This is a genomic window from Pseudomonas sp. FSL R10-0399 (genome assembly GCF_009600165.1).
GTDB lineage: Bacteria > Pseudomonadota > Gammaproteobacteria > Pseudomonadales > Pseudomonadaceae > Aquipseudomonas > Aquipseudomonas helleri.
Map to the genome: position 1 here is coordinate 1 of NZ_WIWK01000136.1, position 14,856 is coordinate 14,856.

General features: G+C 59.1%; 16 protein-coding genes. All 16 read right to left on the reverse strand.

Annotated elements, in window-relative coordinates; all coding sequences use genetic code 11:
- The coding region (locus GHO41_RS25710) for a response regulator (protein WP_153435020.1) at window positions 1-492 on the reverse strand (492 nt) is incomplete at its 3' end.
- Window positions 493-541: 49 nt separating this feature from the next.
- On the reverse strand, window positions 542-2,752 hold the full coding sequence (locus GHO41_RS25715; protein ID WP_153435021.1) for a chemotaxis protein CheA: 2,211 nt from the start codon (window positions 2,750-2,752) through the stop codon (window positions 542-544).
- A gap of 65 nt (window positions 2,753-2,817) precedes the next feature.
- The gene (locus GHO41_RS25720) at window positions 2,818-3,606 is read right to left on the reverse strand and encodes a protein phosphatase CheZ (protein ID WP_153435022.1); all 789 of its coding nucleotides are present in this window, start codon (window positions 3,604-3,606) and stop codon (window positions 2,818-2,820) included.
- A 20-nt stretch (window positions 3,607-3,626) separates the two neighbouring features.
- Window positions 3,627-3,998 carry a chemotaxis response regulator CheY gene (locus GHO41_RS25725; protein WP_162207692.1) on the reverse strand — a complete coding sequence of 124 codons (372 nt, stop codon included), beginning with the start codon at window positions 3,996-3,998 and terminating at the stop codon, window positions 3,627-3,629.
- 185 nt (window positions 3,999-4,183) lie between these two features.
- Window positions 4,184-4,927 carry an RNA polymerase sigma factor FliA gene (fliA, locus tag GHO41_RS25730; RefSeq protein WP_227024854.1) on the reverse strand — a complete coding sequence of 248 codons (744 nt, stop codon included), beginning with the start codon at window positions 4,925-4,927 and terminating at the stop codon, window positions 4,184-4,186.
- Complete coding sequence (gene fleN, locus GHO41_RS25735; protein WP_048371384.1) at window positions 4,924-5,754, reverse strand: flagellar synthesis regulator FleN; 831 nt, start codon at window positions 5,752-5,754, stop codon at window positions 4,924-4,926. Before fleN ends, fliA begins: the two co-directional genes overlap by 4 nt.
- Before the next feature lie 117 nt (window positions 5,755-5,871).
- The gene (flhF, locus tag GHO41_RS25740) at window positions 5,872-7,191 is read right to left on the reverse strand and encodes a flagellar biosynthesis protein FlhF (RefSeq protein WP_048371386.1); all 1,320 of its coding nucleotides are present in this window, start codon (window positions 7,189-7,191) and stop codon (window positions 5,872-5,874) included.
- Window positions 7,192-7,202: 11 nt separating this feature from the next.
- Window positions 7,203-9,332 (reverse strand): flagellar biosynthesis protein FlhA, encoded by a 2,130-nt coding sequence (gene flhA / locus GHO41_RS25745; protein WP_048371631.1) that lies wholly within the window; start codon window positions 9,330-9,332, stop codon window positions 7,203-7,205.
- 183 nt (window positions 9,333-9,515) lie between these two features.
- The gene (locus GHO41_RS25750; RefSeq protein WP_153435023.1) at window positions 9,516-9,785 is read right to left on the reverse strand and encodes a short-chain dehydrogenase; all 270 of its coding nucleotides are present in this window, start codon (window positions 9,783-9,785) and stop codon (window positions 9,516-9,518) included.
- Window positions 9,786-10,201: 416 nt separating this feature from the next.
- Window positions 10,202-10,471 carry a short-chain dehydrogenase gene (locus GHO41_RS25755; protein ID WP_123752204.1) on the reverse strand — a complete coding sequence of 90 codons (270 nt, stop codon included), beginning with the start codon at window positions 10,469-10,471 and terminating at the stop codon, window positions 10,202-10,204.
- 383 nt (window positions 10,472-10,854) lie between these two features.
- Window positions 10,855-11,424, reverse strand: coding sequence for a hypothetical protein (locus GHO41_RS25760; protein ID WP_153435024.1), 570 nt, complete (start codon window positions 11,422-11,424; stop codon window positions 10,855-10,857).
- 136 nt (window positions 11,425-11,560) lie between these two features.
- Window positions 11,561-12,697 carry a flagellar biosynthesis protein FlhB gene (gene flhB, locus GHO41_RS25765; protein ID WP_153435025.1) on the reverse strand — a complete coding sequence of 379 codons (1,137 nt, stop codon included), beginning with the start codon at window positions 12,695-12,697 and terminating at the stop codon, window positions 11,561-11,563.
- A 2-nt stretch (window positions 12,698-12,699) separates the two neighbouring features.
- Window positions 12,700-13,482, reverse strand: coding sequence for a flagellar biosynthetic protein FliR (gene fliR, locus GHO41_RS25770; protein WP_048371396.1), 783 nt, complete (start codon window positions 13,480-13,482; stop codon window positions 12,700-12,702).
- Window positions 13,483-13,752, reverse strand: a complete 270-nt coding sequence (gene fliQ, locus GHO41_RS25775) for a flagellar biosynthesis protein FliQ (RefSeq protein ID WP_016781562.1) — start codon at window positions 13,750-13,752, stop codon at window positions 13,483-13,485.
- A 4-nt stretch (window positions 13,753-13,756) separates the two neighbouring features.
- Window positions 13,757-14,500, reverse strand: coding sequence for a flagellar type III secretion system pore protein FliP (fliP, locus tag GHO41_RS25780; RefSeq protein WP_048390404.1), 744 nt, complete (start codon window positions 14,498-14,500; stop codon window positions 13,757-13,759).
- A partial coding sequence (gene fliO, locus GHO41_RS25785) for a flagellar biosynthetic protein FliO (protein WP_153435026.1) occupies window positions 14,500-14,856 on the reverse strand: 357 nt, incomplete at its 5' end. The genes fliP and fliO, both read right to left, overlap by 1 nt.

Consider the following 14,856-nt stretch of genomic DNA (forward strand, 5'->3'; position numbering starts at 1 on the left):
GGGTGCAGGCGTGGGCGCCCCACCTAGCGGAGCACGGCTCACAGGTGCCGGTGCGGCAACGGGCGGCGGCGCGCTGTAACTGGACATGCGCCGGTTACTGCGCGAAATGGTATGGACCTTTTCACACAGCAGCTGTTTGACCTTGTCGGGGTTGCGCGAGATGTCTTCGAAATTCTTCGGCAGGAAGTCCACGGCCCCGGCGTCCAGCGCATCGAGGGTCACGCGCGCGCCTTCATGGGTCAGCGACGAGAACATCAAGACCGGCGTCGGGCAGCGCTGCATGATGTGGCGCACCGCGGTGATGCCGTCCATCATCGGCATTTCGTAGTCCATGGTGATCACGTCGGGCTTGAGCGCCAACGCCTGATCAATTGCTTCCTTGCCATTGGTGGCGGTGCCGATCACTTTAATCGTCGGGTCAGCCGACAGAATTTCCGACACACGACGGCGGAAAAACCCAGAATCGTCCACCACCAGGACCTTGACTACCATAAACACTCCGTTAGGCGGCAGGGCACGCTGGCGCCCCCTGCTACGAGAATCAAATACGCCGCGAGGCGTAGTGCTTGAGCATGCTCGGCACATCCAGGATCAAGGCAATGCGACCGTCACCGGTAATGGTGGCGCCCGACATGCCCGGCGTGCCCTGAAGCATTTTGCCCAACGGTTTGATCACCACTTCTTCCTGGCCGACCAGTTGATCGACGACAAAGCCGATGCGCTGGGTGCCAATCGAGATAATCACCACATGCCCTTCGCGTTGCTCTTCATGGGCGGCCGAGGCCACCAGCCAGCGCTTGAGGTAGAACAGCGGCAACGCTTTGTCGCGCACGATCACCACTTCCTGGCCGTCAACCACGTTGGTGCGTGACAGGTCCAGGTGGAAAATTTCGTTAACGTTGACCAGCGGGAAGGCAAACGCCTGATTGCCCAGCATGACCATCAGGGTCGGCATGATCGCCAGGGTCAGCGGCACTTTGATGACGATTTTTGAGCCCTTGCCCAAGGTCGACTCAATGGCCAGCGAGCCATTGAGCTGGGCGATTTTGGTTTTCACCACGTCCATGCCCACGCCACGGCCCGACACGTCAGAAATCTCGGTTTTGGTCGAAAAGCCCGGAGCAAAGATCAGGTTGTAGCAGTCGTTTTCGCTGAGGCGATCGGCGGCGTCCTTGTCCATCAGGCCTTTTTTGACGGCGATGGCGCGCAGCACATTGGCGTCCATGCCTTTGCCGTCGTCAGAGATCGACAGCAAGATATGGTCGCCTTCCTGTTCGGCCGACAGCACCACCCGCCCGCACCGCGACTTGCCCGCCGCTTCGCGCTCTTCGGGGGTTTCACAGCCATGGTCAACCGCGTTGCGCACCAAGTGCACCAACGGGTCGGCCAGCGCCTCCACGAGGTTTTTGTCGAGGTCGGTGTCTTCGCCCACCAGTTCCAGGCTGATTTCTTTTTTCAGCTGGCGGGCCAAATCGCGAACCAGACGCGGGAAGCGGCCGAAGACTTTCTTGATCGGCTGCATGCGGGTCTTCATGACCGAGGTTTGCAGGTCTGCGGTAACCACGTCGAGGTTGGACAACGCCTTGGCCATGGCCTCGTCATGAATGCTCAGGCCCAGGCGCACCAGGCGGTTACGCACCAGCACCAGCTCGCCGACCATGTTCATGATCTCGTCGAGCCGCGCAGTGTCCACCCGCACCGTGGTTTCGGCTTCGCTGGCCACCGGTTTTTCCTGCGGTGCCGGTGCTGCCCGGGCAGGGGCCGGGCGTGGGGCGGCAGGCTTGGCTTCGGGTTTGGCTTGGACCTTGCTCGCGACTGGCGCTGCAACCGCACTGACGGTAGCGGCGACCGCTGGGCTTTCGGCCGAAAACTGGCCTTTGCCATGCAACTCGTCGAGCAGGGCTTCAAATTCTTGATCGGTGATGTGGGCTGCCGGCGTGTCCGCGACGGGTTCAGCCGCGACGTCAGCAGGGGCAGCGGCGACAGCCTCAAGGGCGTCTGCGCTGAACGAGCCCTTGCCGTGCAATTGGTCCAGCAGCGCCTCGAATTCATCGTCAGTGATTTCATTGCTGGCCGCAGCAGATGCTGCCGGAGCTGAAGCGGCTGCGGGCGTGGCCACGGCGTTCGCAGAGAACTTGCCTTTGCCGTGCAACTGATCAAGCAATGACTCGAACTCGGCGTCGCTGATTTCGTCGCTCAGGGTCGCGTCGTCAGAGGCCTGTTCGACAAGCGCCGCATCAGCCTTGACCGCATTCAGCGAGTCGAGCAGTTGTTCAAATTCGTTATCGGTAATGTCGCCGGTGCTATCGTTAGATACGGCCTCGACCACCACAGCAGGCGCTTCGACCGCTGCCGGGGCAGCACCAGGCTCGGCCAAACGCGCCAGCGCGGCCAGCAACTCAGGGCTGGCGGCGGTGATCGGGCTGCGCTCGCGCACTTGGGCAAACATCCCGTTGACGGCGTCCAGGGCTTCAAGCACCACGTCCATCAATTCTGCGTCGACGCTGCGCTCACCCTTGCGCAGGATGTCGAACACGTTCTCGGCGATGTGGCAGCACTCCACCAACTCATTGAGCTGCAGGAAGCCGGCGCCTCCTTTTACAGTGTGAAAACCGCGAAAAATAGCATTGAGCAAGTCTGCATCATCCGGTCGGCTTTCCAGCTCGACCAGTTGTTCGGACAGCAACTCTAAAATTTCGCCGGCCTCAACCAAAAAATCCTGAAGGATTTCTTCATCGGCGCCGAAGCTCATGTGTGTGCTCCTTGAAGGAGGACCTTTCAGCGCCGGACAACAGCGCCCGCACGCCTACTCAAGACCTAGAAACCTAAACTGGACAGCAAATCGTCTACATCATCCTGGCCGGATACGACGTCACTACGCTTATCGGCATGAATCTGCGGACCTTCACCCTTCGTCAGGTTTTTTTGCGAATTATTTTCAGCACGCAGCGCTTCGTGGTCATGTTCGATCCCGGCAAAGCGATCGACCTGGCTGGCCATGAGCACCAACTTGAGCAAGTTCTGCTCGACGTCGGTGACCAACTGCGTGACCCGCTTGATCACCTGACCCGTGAGGTCCTGGTAATCCTGGGCCAGCAGAATGTCAGTCAGGTTACTGGAGACGATCTGCTGTTCGGCTTCGCTGCGCGTCAAAAAACTGTCTACCCGACGTGCCAGCTCGCGGAACTCTTGCGCACCGACTTCGCGGCGCATAAAACGCCCCCAGTCCGCGCTCAAAGCCTTGGCTTCCTGGCCAAGGCCATTGACCAGCGGCGTGCAGTTCTCGACCAGATCCATGGTCCGGTTAGCGGCGGCTTCCGTTAGCTTCACAACATAAGCCAAGCGCTCGGTCGCATCCGTGATCTGCGACACTTCTTCGGCGCGCGGCATGGTCGGATCAATATGAAAATCGACAATCGCGCTGTGCAATTCACGCGTCAGCTTGCCGACTTCACGATAAAGGCCACGATCGCGGGTCTGGTTCAGTTCATGAATCAGCTGTACTGCGTCGCCGAACTGGCCTTTTTCAAGGCTTTCAACCAGCTCTTGAGCATGTTTTTTCAGGGTCGACTCAAACTCGCCCACTGTTGATTCCTTCCGCTCCATAGTGCCCCCCGGGGAACCGTTCAACCGATGCGTTCAAAGATCTTTTCGATCTTGTCCTTGAGGGCGATGGCGGTGAATGGCTTGACCACATAACCGTTTACACCGGCTTGGGCAGCCTCGATGATCTGCTCGCGCTTGGCTTCGGCGGTGACCATCAAGACTGGTAAGTGCTTGAGTTTTTCGTCGGCACGCACATGGCGCAGCAAGTCGATACCGGTCATGCCCGGCATGTTCCAGTCGGTGACCAGAAAGTCGATATGCCCCAGATTGAGAATCGGAATCGCCGTGGTGCCGTCATCCGCCTCGACCGTGTTGGTGAACCCCAGGTCACGCAACAGGTTTTTAATGATCCGCCTCATCGTTGAAAAGTCATCAACGATGAGGATTTTCATGTCTTTGTTCAAGTCGACCTCCAGCAGTCTTAAACGCGATCACAACCGGACCGCGCCATTCAATCAATTCGGTTTCACACACGCCTTGAATCAACCGTGGGAGCGGGCTTGCTCGCGATAGAATCCCTGCGGTGTACCTGAAACACCGTGGTGCCTGCATCGCGAGCAAGCCCGCTCCCACATACTTAATGCGCTCGCCACTGCCCCAGGCGTGCGCGCAAACGGGCGGCGCACTGGCTGTGCAACTGGCTGACACGCGACTCGCTGACCCCCAGCACCTCACCGATTTCCTTGAGGTTGAGCTCTTCGTCGTAGTACAGCGCCAACACCAGCCGCTCACGCTCGGGCAACAAGCTGATGGCCTCGGCCAGCGCGGCCTGAAAGCGCTCGTCTTCGAGGTCTCGCGACGGCTCAAGGTGCGCGCTGGCGCCATCTTCATGCAGCCCCTCGTGCTCGCCGTCCTGCAACAGGTCGTCGAAGCTGAACAGACGACTGCCCAGGGTGTCGTTCAAGATGGCGTAATAATCATCAAGGCTTAACTGGAGTTCGGCCGCAACCTCGTGATCTTTAGCGTCACAGCCGGTTTTTGCTTCAATAACGCGAATTGCGTCACTGACCATGCGCGTATTGCGGTGCACCGAGCGTGGCGCCCAGTCACCCTTGCGCACTTCATCAAGCATGGCACCGCGAATGCGAATGCCGGCGTAGGTCTCAAAACTCGCGCCCTTGGTGGCGTCGTACTTGCTCGAGACCTCGAGCAGGCCGATCATCCCGGCCTGAATCAGGTCGTCCACTTGCACGCTGGCAGGCAGACGCGCCAACAGGTGATAAGCGATGCGTTTGACCAACGGCGCATAGCGCTCGATCAGCTCATATTGGCTGTCACGTGACGGCTTGCTGTACATGCGATAGCCGCTGGCAGTCATCAGACTCGTCCTCCACCTGCTTGCTGTACCAAACGTTCGACAAAGAACTCCAGGTGGCCACGGGGGTTAGCCGGCAACGGCCAGGTATCGACCTTTTGCGCGATAGCCTTGAACGCCAGGGAGCACTTGGAACGCGGGAATGCTTCGTACACGGCGCGCTGCTTTTGCACGGCCTTGCGCACGCACTCGTCGTACGGCACGGCGCCCACATATTGCAGGGCAACGTCAAGAAAACGGTCAGTCACTTTGGTCAGCTTGGCGAACAGGTTGCGCCCTTCTTGCGGGCTCTGGACCATGTTCGCCAACACCCGAAAACGGTTCATGCCGTAGTCACGGTTAAGCAGTTTGATCAACGCATAGGCGTCAGTAATGGAGGTCGGCTCGTCACACACCACCAGCAAAACCTCCTGGGCTGCGCGGACAAAACTGACCACCGACTCACCGATCCCGGCGGCGGTATCAATCACCAGCACATCGAGATTGTCGCTCAGGTCGCTGAACGCCTGGATCAGGCCGGCGTGTTGCGCAGGGCTCAACTGCACCATGCTCTGGGCGCCAGACGCGGCGGGCACGATACGAATCCCGCCGGGGCCCAGGAGCAATACATCACGCAGCTCGCAGCGACCCTCGACCACATCGGCCAGGGTAAATTTCGGTGTCAGCCCCAACAGGACATCAACATTCGCCAACCCGAGGTCGGCGTCCATCAACATGACGCGCCTGCCCAGTTCGGCCAGCGCGATGGACAAATTGACTGACACGTTAGTTTTACCGACGCCACCCTTGCCGCCGGTCACTGCGATCACCTGTACGGGATGCATGCTGCCCATGATCTTTTTTTACCTTGTCTTACTTAGACGCGGCTACAGAGAGTGCTGCGTGTTCCCCCAGGAACAACACTGTGCAGACCTTCAATGTAGGTACATTGCAACGTTTTCATCTTTACCCTAGCCAACCCGTTTGGGCGGGCTGTGGTAAATGTCAGCGAACATATCGGCCATGGCTTCTTCGCTGGGTTCTTCCTGCATTTGCACACTCACCGCCCGGCTCACCAATTGGTGGCGGCGCGGCAAGTGCAGATCGTCCGGGATCCGCGGACCGTCCGTGAGGTACGCCACGGGCAGGTCATTGCTGATCGCCAGACTCAGTACTTCGCCAAGGCTGGCGGTTTCATCCAGCTTGGTCAGAATGCAACCGGCCAGCCCGCAGCGCTTGTAGCTCAGATACGCGGCCGACAGCACCTGCTTCTGGCTGGTGGTGGCGAGGACCAGATAATTGCGCGCCTTGATCCCGCGCCCGGCGAGGCTGTCCAGTTGCAGGCGCAACGCCGGGTCACTGGCTTGCAGCCCGGCGGTGTCGACCAGCACCACGCGCTTGCGCGCCAGCGGCTCGAGGGTTTGGCCCAACGACTGGCCGGGGGCCACGTGGGTCACCGGCACATTGAGAATGCGCCCCAGGGTTTTAAGCTGCTCCTGGGCGCCGATACGAAAGCTGTCCATGCTCACCAATGCAATATTTTGCGCGCCGTACTTGAGCACATAACGTGCCGCCAGCTTGGCCAGCGTTGTGGTTTTACCCATGCCTGCAGGACCGACCATCGCGATCACACCGCCCTCTTCCAGCGGCTCCAGTTCAGGGGTGGTAATCATCCGGGCCAGGTGCGCCAACAACATGCGCCAGGCCTGACGCGGTTCTTCAATCTCGGTCACCTGGGTCAACAAACTGTGGGACAACGGACCGGACAAACCGATGCGCTGCAAACGCCGCCACAAATTGGCCTGCTCAGGCCTTGAGCCTTGCAACTGGTTCCAGGCCAGCGAGCCCAGCTGCACTTCGAGCAACTCGCGCAGGCCGTTCAGCTCATTGCGCATGTCGTCAAACACCCGCTGGTCAATCGATGGCGCCGGTGCAGGTGCAGGCTGTGGCCGCGACGGTTCGTCAAAGCGCGGCTCAATCAACGGCTCGGCGGCGGTCAGCGGCAAGCCGGCAAACAACTGGCGGCTGGCATCAGTGTCGCCTTCTGCGCGCAAGCTCAACTCGGCCTGAGCCGAGACAATCTTGGACTGGGTCTTGCGCAGTTCTTCTTCCAGCTCAACGTTCGGCACCCGCGGTGCCAGCGCGGACAGCTTGTAGTCCAGCGCTGCGGTCAACTCAACACCGCCGGCGATCCGGCGATTGCCAATAATGGCGGCATCCGCGCCCAATTCATCACGAATGAGTTTCATGGCCTGACGCATGTCGGCGGCGAAAAATCGCTTCACTTGCATAGATCAAACCCTCAGCCGTTAGGGCCCACTGTCGCAACGATGGTCACTTGCTTGTTGTCAGGAATTTCCTGGTACGCCAGCACATGCAGGTTGGGCACCGCCAAACGGCCAAACCGCGAAAGCATCGCGCGTACCGGGCCTGCCACCAGCAAGATCACCGGGTTGCCTTGCATCTCCTGACGCTGCGCTGCGTCGATGAGTGAGCGCTGGAGTTTTTCTGCCATGCTTGGCTCCAGCAACACACCGTCTTCCTGGCCTTGTCCGGCCTTCTGCAAACTATTGAGCAATATTTGTTCCAACCTTGGCTCCAAGGTGATCACAGGCAGCTCAGACTCAACGCCGACAATGCTTTGCACGATGGCGCGGGACAAGCCGACGCGCACGGCGGCAACCAAAGCGGCAGTATCTTGACTCTTGTGGGCATTGTTAGCGACGGCTTCGGCAATGCTGCGTATATCGCGCACCGGCACCTGCTCGGCCAGCAGCGCCTGCAACACTTTGAGCAACTGCGACAGGCTCAACACGCCCGGCACCAACTCTTCAGCCAATTTAGGCGACGACTTGGCCAGCAATTGCATCAGTTGCTGCACTTCCTCATGGCCAATCAGCTCATGGGAATGCTTGTACAGAATCTGGTTAAGGTGCGTCGCCACCACCGTACTGGCATCGACCACGGTATAGCCCAGCGATTGCGCCTGGCTACGCTGGCTGACCTCGATCCACACTGCTTCCAGACCAAAGGCCGGGTCTTTGGCGGTGATCCCGTTGAGGGTGCCAAACACCTGGCCGGGGTTGATCGCCAGTTCGCGGTCCGGGTAGATCTCGGCTTCGGCCAGAATCACGCCCATGAGTGTCAGGCGATAGGCGCTCGGCGCCAGGTCGAGGTTGTCGCGGATGTGCACGGTGGGCATCAAAAAGCCCAGGTCTTGGGACAGCTTTTTACGTACGCCCTTGATCCGCGCCAGCAATTGCCCGCCCTGGTTGCGGTCCACCAGCGGGATCAGGCGATAGCCCACTTCCAGGCCGATCATGTCGATGGGCGTGACGTCATCCCAGCCCAGCTCTTTGGTCTCTTGGGCACGGGCGGGCGAAGGCAGCAGCTCTTGTTGGCGCTGCACTTCTTGCAGGGCCTGAACCTTGGCCACGTTCTGTTTTTTCCACATCCAGTAGGCAGCGCCACCGGCCACAGCAGCCAGGCTGAGGAAGGACACATGGGGCATGCCCGGCACGATCCCCATCACCGCCATCAAACCGGCAGACACCGCCAGCGCCTTGGGCGAGGCGAACATCTGGCGATTGATTTGCTTGCCCATGTCTTCGGAGCCCGAAGCACGGGTCACCATGATCGCGGCGGCGGTCGACAACAGCAGCGACGGCAATTGCGCCACCAGACCGTCACCGATGGTCAGCAAGGCGTAGACCTTGCCCGCTTCGCTAAAACTCATGCTGTGCTGGAAGATGCCCACGGCCATGCCGCCGATCAGGTTGATAAACAGGATCAACAGACCGGCAATGGCGTCACCGCGCACAAACTTGCTGGCACCGTCCATGGAGCCATAGAACTCGGCCTCTTGGGCGACTTCTTGACGGCGCAGCTTGGCCTGGTTCTGATCGATCAGCCCGGCGTTGAGGTCGGCGTCAATCGCCATTTGTTTGCCGGGCATGGCGTCGAGGGTAAAGCGCGCGCTCACTTCGGAGATCCGCCCGGCCCCCTTGGTCACCACCACGAAGTTGATGATCATCAAAATCGCGAACACCACCATACCGACCACATAGTTGCCGCCGATCACCACCTCACCGAAGGCCTGGATCACCTTACCGGCAGCGGCGTGGCCCTCCTGGCCGTGGAGCATCACCACCCGGGTCGACGCCACGTTGAGCGCCAGGCGCATGAGCGTCGCGACCAGCAAAATGGTGGGGAACACCGCGAAATCCAGCGGGCGCAGCGCGTACACGCACACCAGCAAGACCACAATCGACAGCGCGATGTTGAAGGTAAAAAACACATCCAGCAGAAACGCCGGGATGGGCAACATCATCATTGCCAGCATCACCAGCAGCAACAGCGGTACGCCCAACTGCCCGTGACCCAAACCGGCCAGACCGTTGCGTGCGGTGTTGATTAACTGAGAGCGATCCAATGACATGCCTAAACCTTTAGCAAACTTTTGACGCCAGATGCGTCTGCAAGCCTGCCACTGCAAGAAGCCTTCCAACTTTGGCAAAAGGCCACGTCACCGGGAGGTAAATCCAAACTCTGTAGGCGCGAGCTGGGGATCAAGATCAAAAGATCGCGAGCAAGCTCGCTCCTACAGGGGTTGTGGTTACATCGGCCTTAAGCGCCAGCCCAGTACGTCGAGCACGTCGCAGCCATCGCGCAGCAATAACACTGCGGCGTTGGCCAGGTGTTTGAGATCAATGGCGTCGGCCTCGGCCAGTTCGCGGCTGGCAAAGGTTTCCATCAGTTGGGTGACCGCCAACACACGGGCAGCCGCGTTGGCGTGCAACACATCCAGTGGCGCGTTGCGGTCGATCAATAAGGCGGGAATGGTGCAGTCAATGGCGGTCAGCGGGATGTAAGGTGAATTCGTCATAAGTTAAGTCCAATGGTTAGACGCACTAACGTTATTCATCTTTTCATTCCAAGTCGCCAAACCTGGTCGCCATGAGGGCGAGCGCGGACTATAAGCATCGGGGTGCAACAGCGGCAAGCGCCAACACTGTACGAAGCTGCCGATAAATCGGCAGGCAAACACAAAAATCTGTAGGAGCGAGCTTGCCTCGCGATCTTTTGATCTTGAAAGGTGTACATATCCATTCGATGCGCAACGGCGTTTTACGGGTTTCGCTCTTACAGCGAGGCACTTTTGTCAAACAGCCACAAAAGTACCCAAAAAGGCCTTGCCCCGGCGTACGGCCTCCCGAAGGGGCCTGTAGATCAAGATCAAAAACCAGATCACAAGACAGATCAAAAGATCGCGAGACAAGCTCGCTCCTACCGGGGGAGGGGTTAAACCGGCCTTAATCGCCAGCCCAGCACGTCGAGCACGTCACAGCCATCGCGCAGCAATAACACTGCGGTGCTGGCCAGGTGTTTGAGATCAATGGCGTCGGCCTCGGCCAGTTCGCGGCTGGCAAAGGTTTCCATCAGTTGGGTGACCGCCAAAACACGGGCAGCCGCGTTGGCATGCAACACATCCAGTGGCGCATTGCGGTCGATCAATAAGGCGGGAATGGTGCAGTCAATGGCGGTCAGCGGGATATACGGGGAATGCGTCATAAGTTATGTCCAATGGTTAAAAGCAAAAGCCCCCATCGTCGCCAAACGAATGGGTGGCAGCTGTACGCGGGTTGGCGAACCGGATAACCATAGAAACTCCGGCAGACCCAAAGGTCTCCCACGCACAACCGCCATAAAGCCTTGCAACCCACAAATTGCGCGCACAAGGACTCACAACGCTTCTGCATCTACGGTTAGGTTCCAAGTCGCCAAACCTGGTCGCCATGAGGGCGAGCGCGGACTATAAGCGTCGGGGTATAACAGCGGCAAGCGCCAACGCTGTGCGAAGCTGCCGATAAATCGGCAGGCAAACACAAAAATCTGTAGGAGCGAGCTTGCTCGCGATCTTTTGATCTGCCTCTGGCGAGGCAAAAAAGTGAGGCTCAGTTCCAGCGCCATTCGCCCAGGTCAATCACCAGGCACGCGCTGCTGTTTGAACCGAACACGACGTCTATCTTGCGGTTGGGCTCATAGCGGTCAGAGCCGCAACCACCAATCAAAATGGCGCCACAACGCCCATCCCGTACATGCGGGTGTTCTTCCCACACCGGCACGCTGTCCAGCTGCAACTGGCGGATAAGTTTGTACAGGATAAAACTGCGCACACAGCGCCCGTTGATGCCTTCAAAGCTCAATGACTTGCGCATAAACGTCAGTATCGAATCACGCTCTTTGTAGCAGCGCTCAACGATCGCGCTGTAGTACTGCTCTCGCCCGCTGCTGTGGGGCACCGTGGGCAAGGAAATGACGGCCAGCAAATTAGTGCCTTCCGTGCTGAAGCCCACAATGTGGCGGCCTTGCAATTGATCCAGCCAAAAAATCGCAAATGTGCCGTCCAGCGCAGGAAACTTCGGGAACAACCCCTCAAGATCCACCTTGGCTTTTTCTCGGGAATCACTCAACACACAGGTTTTGATAGAGCCATTGGGAATAAGGGTTAACTCGATCGACATCGCGCATCTCCATTGCCTGCACACGAACCAAAAGCACTCGACCTCTCAAGTTAAGCAGGTTTGCGCAAAGCCTCTACTGTCAGAAATGACAGTCCGTCTTCAAATTTTCACCGCTTGTCAGCTCTTGGCTTCACATTTAGTCATCGCGGCGTAAATCCGGCGGAATCGGCAGGTCTTTCAGCGGGTCAGGCCGCTTGCCTTTGCCCGCCTGGTGCTGGCGGATCTTGTAGACGTACGCCAGCACCTGCGCCACGGCCAGGTAGAGGCCCGCCGGGATCTCCTGCTCAAGTTCGGTGGAGTGGTAGATCGAGCGCGCCAGCGCCGGGGACTCCAGCAGCAGGATGTTGTGCTTGGCGCCGATTTCTCGAATTTTCAGCGCCAAAAAGTCGCTGCCCTTGGCCAGCAACATCGGCGCCCCGCCCTTTTCGGGGTCGTATTTGAGGGCCACGGCGTAGTGCGTCGGGTTGGTGATGATCACGTCGGCATCGGGGATGGCGCTCATCATGCGGCGCTGGGACATTTCACGCTGCACCTGGCGAATGCGCTGTTTAACTTCGGGCCGGCCTTCTTGGTCCTTGTGTTCGTCGCGCACTTCCTGCTTGGTCATCAGCAGTTTCTTATGGCTTTCCCACAACTGCACCGGCACGTCGACGGCGGCAATCAAGATCAACCCGCAGGCCATCCACAACGCACTCCAGCCCACCACTTGCAGGCTGTGGATCACCGCCAGCTCCAGGGGCTCATGGGCGATGCGCAGCAGGTCGTCGATGTCGGATTTCAACACCAGCAAGGCGACGATCAGGATGATGAAAAACTTGGCCAGCGCCTTGAGCAGTTCCACCAGCGCCTTGGCCGAGAACATGCGTTTAAGCCCCGCCAGCGGGTTCATGCGGCTGAATTTGGGGGCCAGGCTGCCCGCAGCAAATAGCCAGCCACCGAGGGCGATGGGGCCGACGATGGCGGCGATCAATAAGGTGATCAGCACCGGCTGCAAGGCAATCAGGGCGATTTTGCCCGAGTGCAGCAAAAAGGCGGCCATGGAGTCGGTGTTGTACAAGGTCTCGCGGCTGATGCTGAAGTTGTAGCGCATCACTTCCATTAGGTCTTCGGCCAGCGCCCCGCCAAAAATCAGCAGCCCGGCCGACCCGGCGAGCATGATCGCCAAGGTATTGAGTTCTTTAGAGCGCGCGATTTCGCCCTTTTCCCTGGAGTCTTTTTTTCGTTTCTCCGTGGGGTCTTCTGTTTTATCGGCGCCGCTCTCGCTCTCTGCCATGGCTATTTCGCCTGTGCCAGTTCACGTAAAAACTGCAAAGCCTCGGAGGCCAGCGGCTGATACTGATTGAGAATGTCGGCCATGCTGATCCACAGAATGACCATGCCCAGCACCAGGGTCAGCGGAAAACCGATGGCAAAGATGTTGAGTTGCGGGGCCGCACGGGTCATGACGCCAAACGCGATGTTGACCACCAACAAGGCGGTGATCGCCGGCAGCACCAGCAACAGGGCTGCGCCCAGGACCCAGCCCAGTTTGTTGGCGATTTCCCAGTAATGATTAGTCATCAGCCCGCCGCCAACCGGCAACGTGGTGAAGCTCTCGGTGAGCACTTCAAACACCACCAAGTGACCGTTCATGGACAAAAATAGCAGGCTCACCAGCATGGTGAAAAACTGCCCGATCACGGCCACGTTGACCCCGTTGGCCGGGTCGACCATGGAGGCGAAGCCCATGCCCATCTGCACCGCAACGATTTGTCCGGCCACCACAAACGCCTGGAAAAACAGCTGCAACGAGAAGCCGAGCAAGGCACCGATAATAATTTGCTCGGCAATCAGCATCAGGCCGCTAAGGTCCAGCGGGTTGACGGTGGGCAGCGGCGGCAAGCTGGGCATGATCGCCAGGGTGATCGCCAAGGCCAGAAACAGCTTGATGCGCTTGGGCACCAGCGTGGTACCGATGATCGGCATGGTGGCCAGCACCGCGCCCACCCGAAACAGCGGCAGCATAAAGCTGGCGACCCAGGTACTGATCTGCGCATCCGTCAGGGCCAGCAGCGACATTTAGCCGATCAACTGCGGAATACTGCCGTACAACTGCAGGATGTATTCCATAAAGGTTTGCACCAACCATGGCCCGGCCACGATCAGGGTGACCAGCATCACCAGCAAACGCGGCAAAAAGCTCAAGGTCTGTTCGTTGATTTGCGTCGCCGCCTGAAACATCGCCACCAGCAAACCCACCAGCAAGCTGGGGATCACCAGCACCGCGACCATCATCGTGGTCAGCCACAACGCATTGCGAAACAGGTCGACTGCGACTTCTGGGGTCATGGGCTCAGACTCCGCCGAAACTGCTGGCCAGGGTGCCGATAATCAGCGCCCAACCGTCCACCAGCACGAACAGCATGATTTTGAACGGCAACGAGATGATCAACGGCGAGAGCATCATCATGCCCATGGCCATCAGCACACTGGCCACTACCAGGTCGATGATCAGGAACGGAATGAAGATCATAAAGCCGATCTGGAATGCAGTTTTAAGCTCGGAGGTGACGAAAGCGGGGACCAGAATGGTCAGCGGCGCCGCGTCGGGCGTCGGGATGTCTGTGCGCTTGGACAACCGCATAAACAGCTCAAGGTCGCTGGTGCGGGTCTGCGCCAGCATAAAGTCCTTGATCGGCCCTTCCGCCTTGAGGATCGCGTCCTGGGCCGTGAGTTTTTCCGCCAGGTACGGCTGCAGGGCGTCGCGGTTCACCTTGTCGAACACCGGCGCCATGATGAACAGGGTCAAGAACAGCGCCATGCCGGTGAGTATCTGGTTGGACGGGGTTTGTTGCAGCCCCAGCGCCTGACGCAGAATCGAAAACACGATGATGATCCGCGTAAAGCTGGTCATCAGCATCACGAACGCCGGGATAAAACTCAGGGCGGTCATGATCAGCAAGATTTGCAGGCTGACCGAATACTCCTGCTGCCCGTTGGCGCCGGTGCCCAGGGTGATTGCCGGGATCGACAACGGGTCGGCCGCCAAGGCGACCGGCGCGAGCAAGGCCAACAACAGTGCGACAGCTAAACGCATTACGGCTTGTCCTTTTGCTGGCCGAGGATTTCCATCAGCCGCTTGGCAAATTCAGGCGTGGCCGGTTGCGTGGTGTCCGGCGCTGCAACCGGCTCTTTGAGCACATGCAGCGGGGTGATGCGCCCCGGCGTCAGGCCGAGCAGGATTTGCTCGTTGCCCACTTGCACCAGCACCAGCCGGTCACGGGTGCCCAGGGCCCGCGAGCTGATCAGTTCGATGACCTGCCCCTGGCGTGCGCCTCCTTGCTGAACCCGACGCAGCACCCAGGCCAGGGCAAAGATCAGCCCCAGCACCAGCAGCAGACCCAGCACCAGTTGCGTCAACTGGCCGCCCAGGCTGCTGGCAGCCACGGGCGC

What these genes read in the sequence shown, in the direction of transcription:
- GHO41_RS25715 (WP_153435021.1), bottom strand. Translation starts at nt 2,752, where the DNA reads ATGAGCTTCGGCGCCGATGAAGAAATCCTTCAGGATTTTTTGGTTGAG.
- GHO41_RS25720 (WP_153435022.1), bottom strand. Translation starts at nt 3,606, where the DNA reads ATGGAGCGGAAGGAATCAACAGTGGGCGAGTTTGAGTCGACCCTGAAA.
- GHO41_RS25725 (WP_162207692.1), bottom strand. Translation starts at nt 3,998, where the DNA reads ATGAAAATCCTCATCGTTGATGACTTTTCAACGATGAGGCGGATCATT.
- fleN (WP_048371384.1), bottom strand. Translation starts at nt 5,754, where the DNA reads ATGGGCAGCATGCATCCCGTACAGGTGATCGCAGTGACCGGCGGCAAG.
- flhF (WP_048371386.1), bottom strand. Translation starts at nt 7,191, where the DNA reads ATGCAAGTGAAGCGATTTTTCGCCGCCGACATGCGTCAGGCCATGAAA.
- GHO41_RS25750 (WP_153435023.1), bottom strand. Translation starts at nt 9,785, where the DNA reads ATGACGAATTCACCTTACATCCCGCTGACCGCCATTGACTGCACCATT.
- GHO41_RS25755 (WP_123752204.1), bottom strand. Translation starts at nt 10,471, where the DNA reads ATGACGCATTCCCCGTATATCCCGCTGACCGCCATTGACTGCACCATT.
- GHO41_RS25760 (WP_153435024.1), bottom strand. Translation starts at nt 11,424, where the DNA reads ATGTCGATCGAGTTAACCCTTATTCCCAATGGCTCTATCAAAACCTGT.
- flhB (WP_153435025.1), bottom strand. Translation starts at nt 12,697, where the DNA reads ATGGCAGAGAGCGAGAGCGGCGCCGATAAAACAGAAGACCCCACGGAG.
- fliR (WP_048371396.1), bottom strand. Translation starts at nt 13,482, where the DNA reads ATGTCGCTGCTGGCCCTGACGGATGCGCAGATCAGTACCTGGGTCGCC.
- fliQ (WP_016781562.1), bottom strand. Translation starts at nt 13,752, where the DNA reads ATGACCCCAGAAGTCGCAGTCGACCTGTTTCGCAATGCGTTGTGGCTG.
- fliP (WP_048390404.1), bottom strand. Translation starts at nt 14,500, where the DNA reads ATGCGTTTAGCTGTCGCACTGTTGTTGGCCTTGCTCGCGCCGGTCGCC.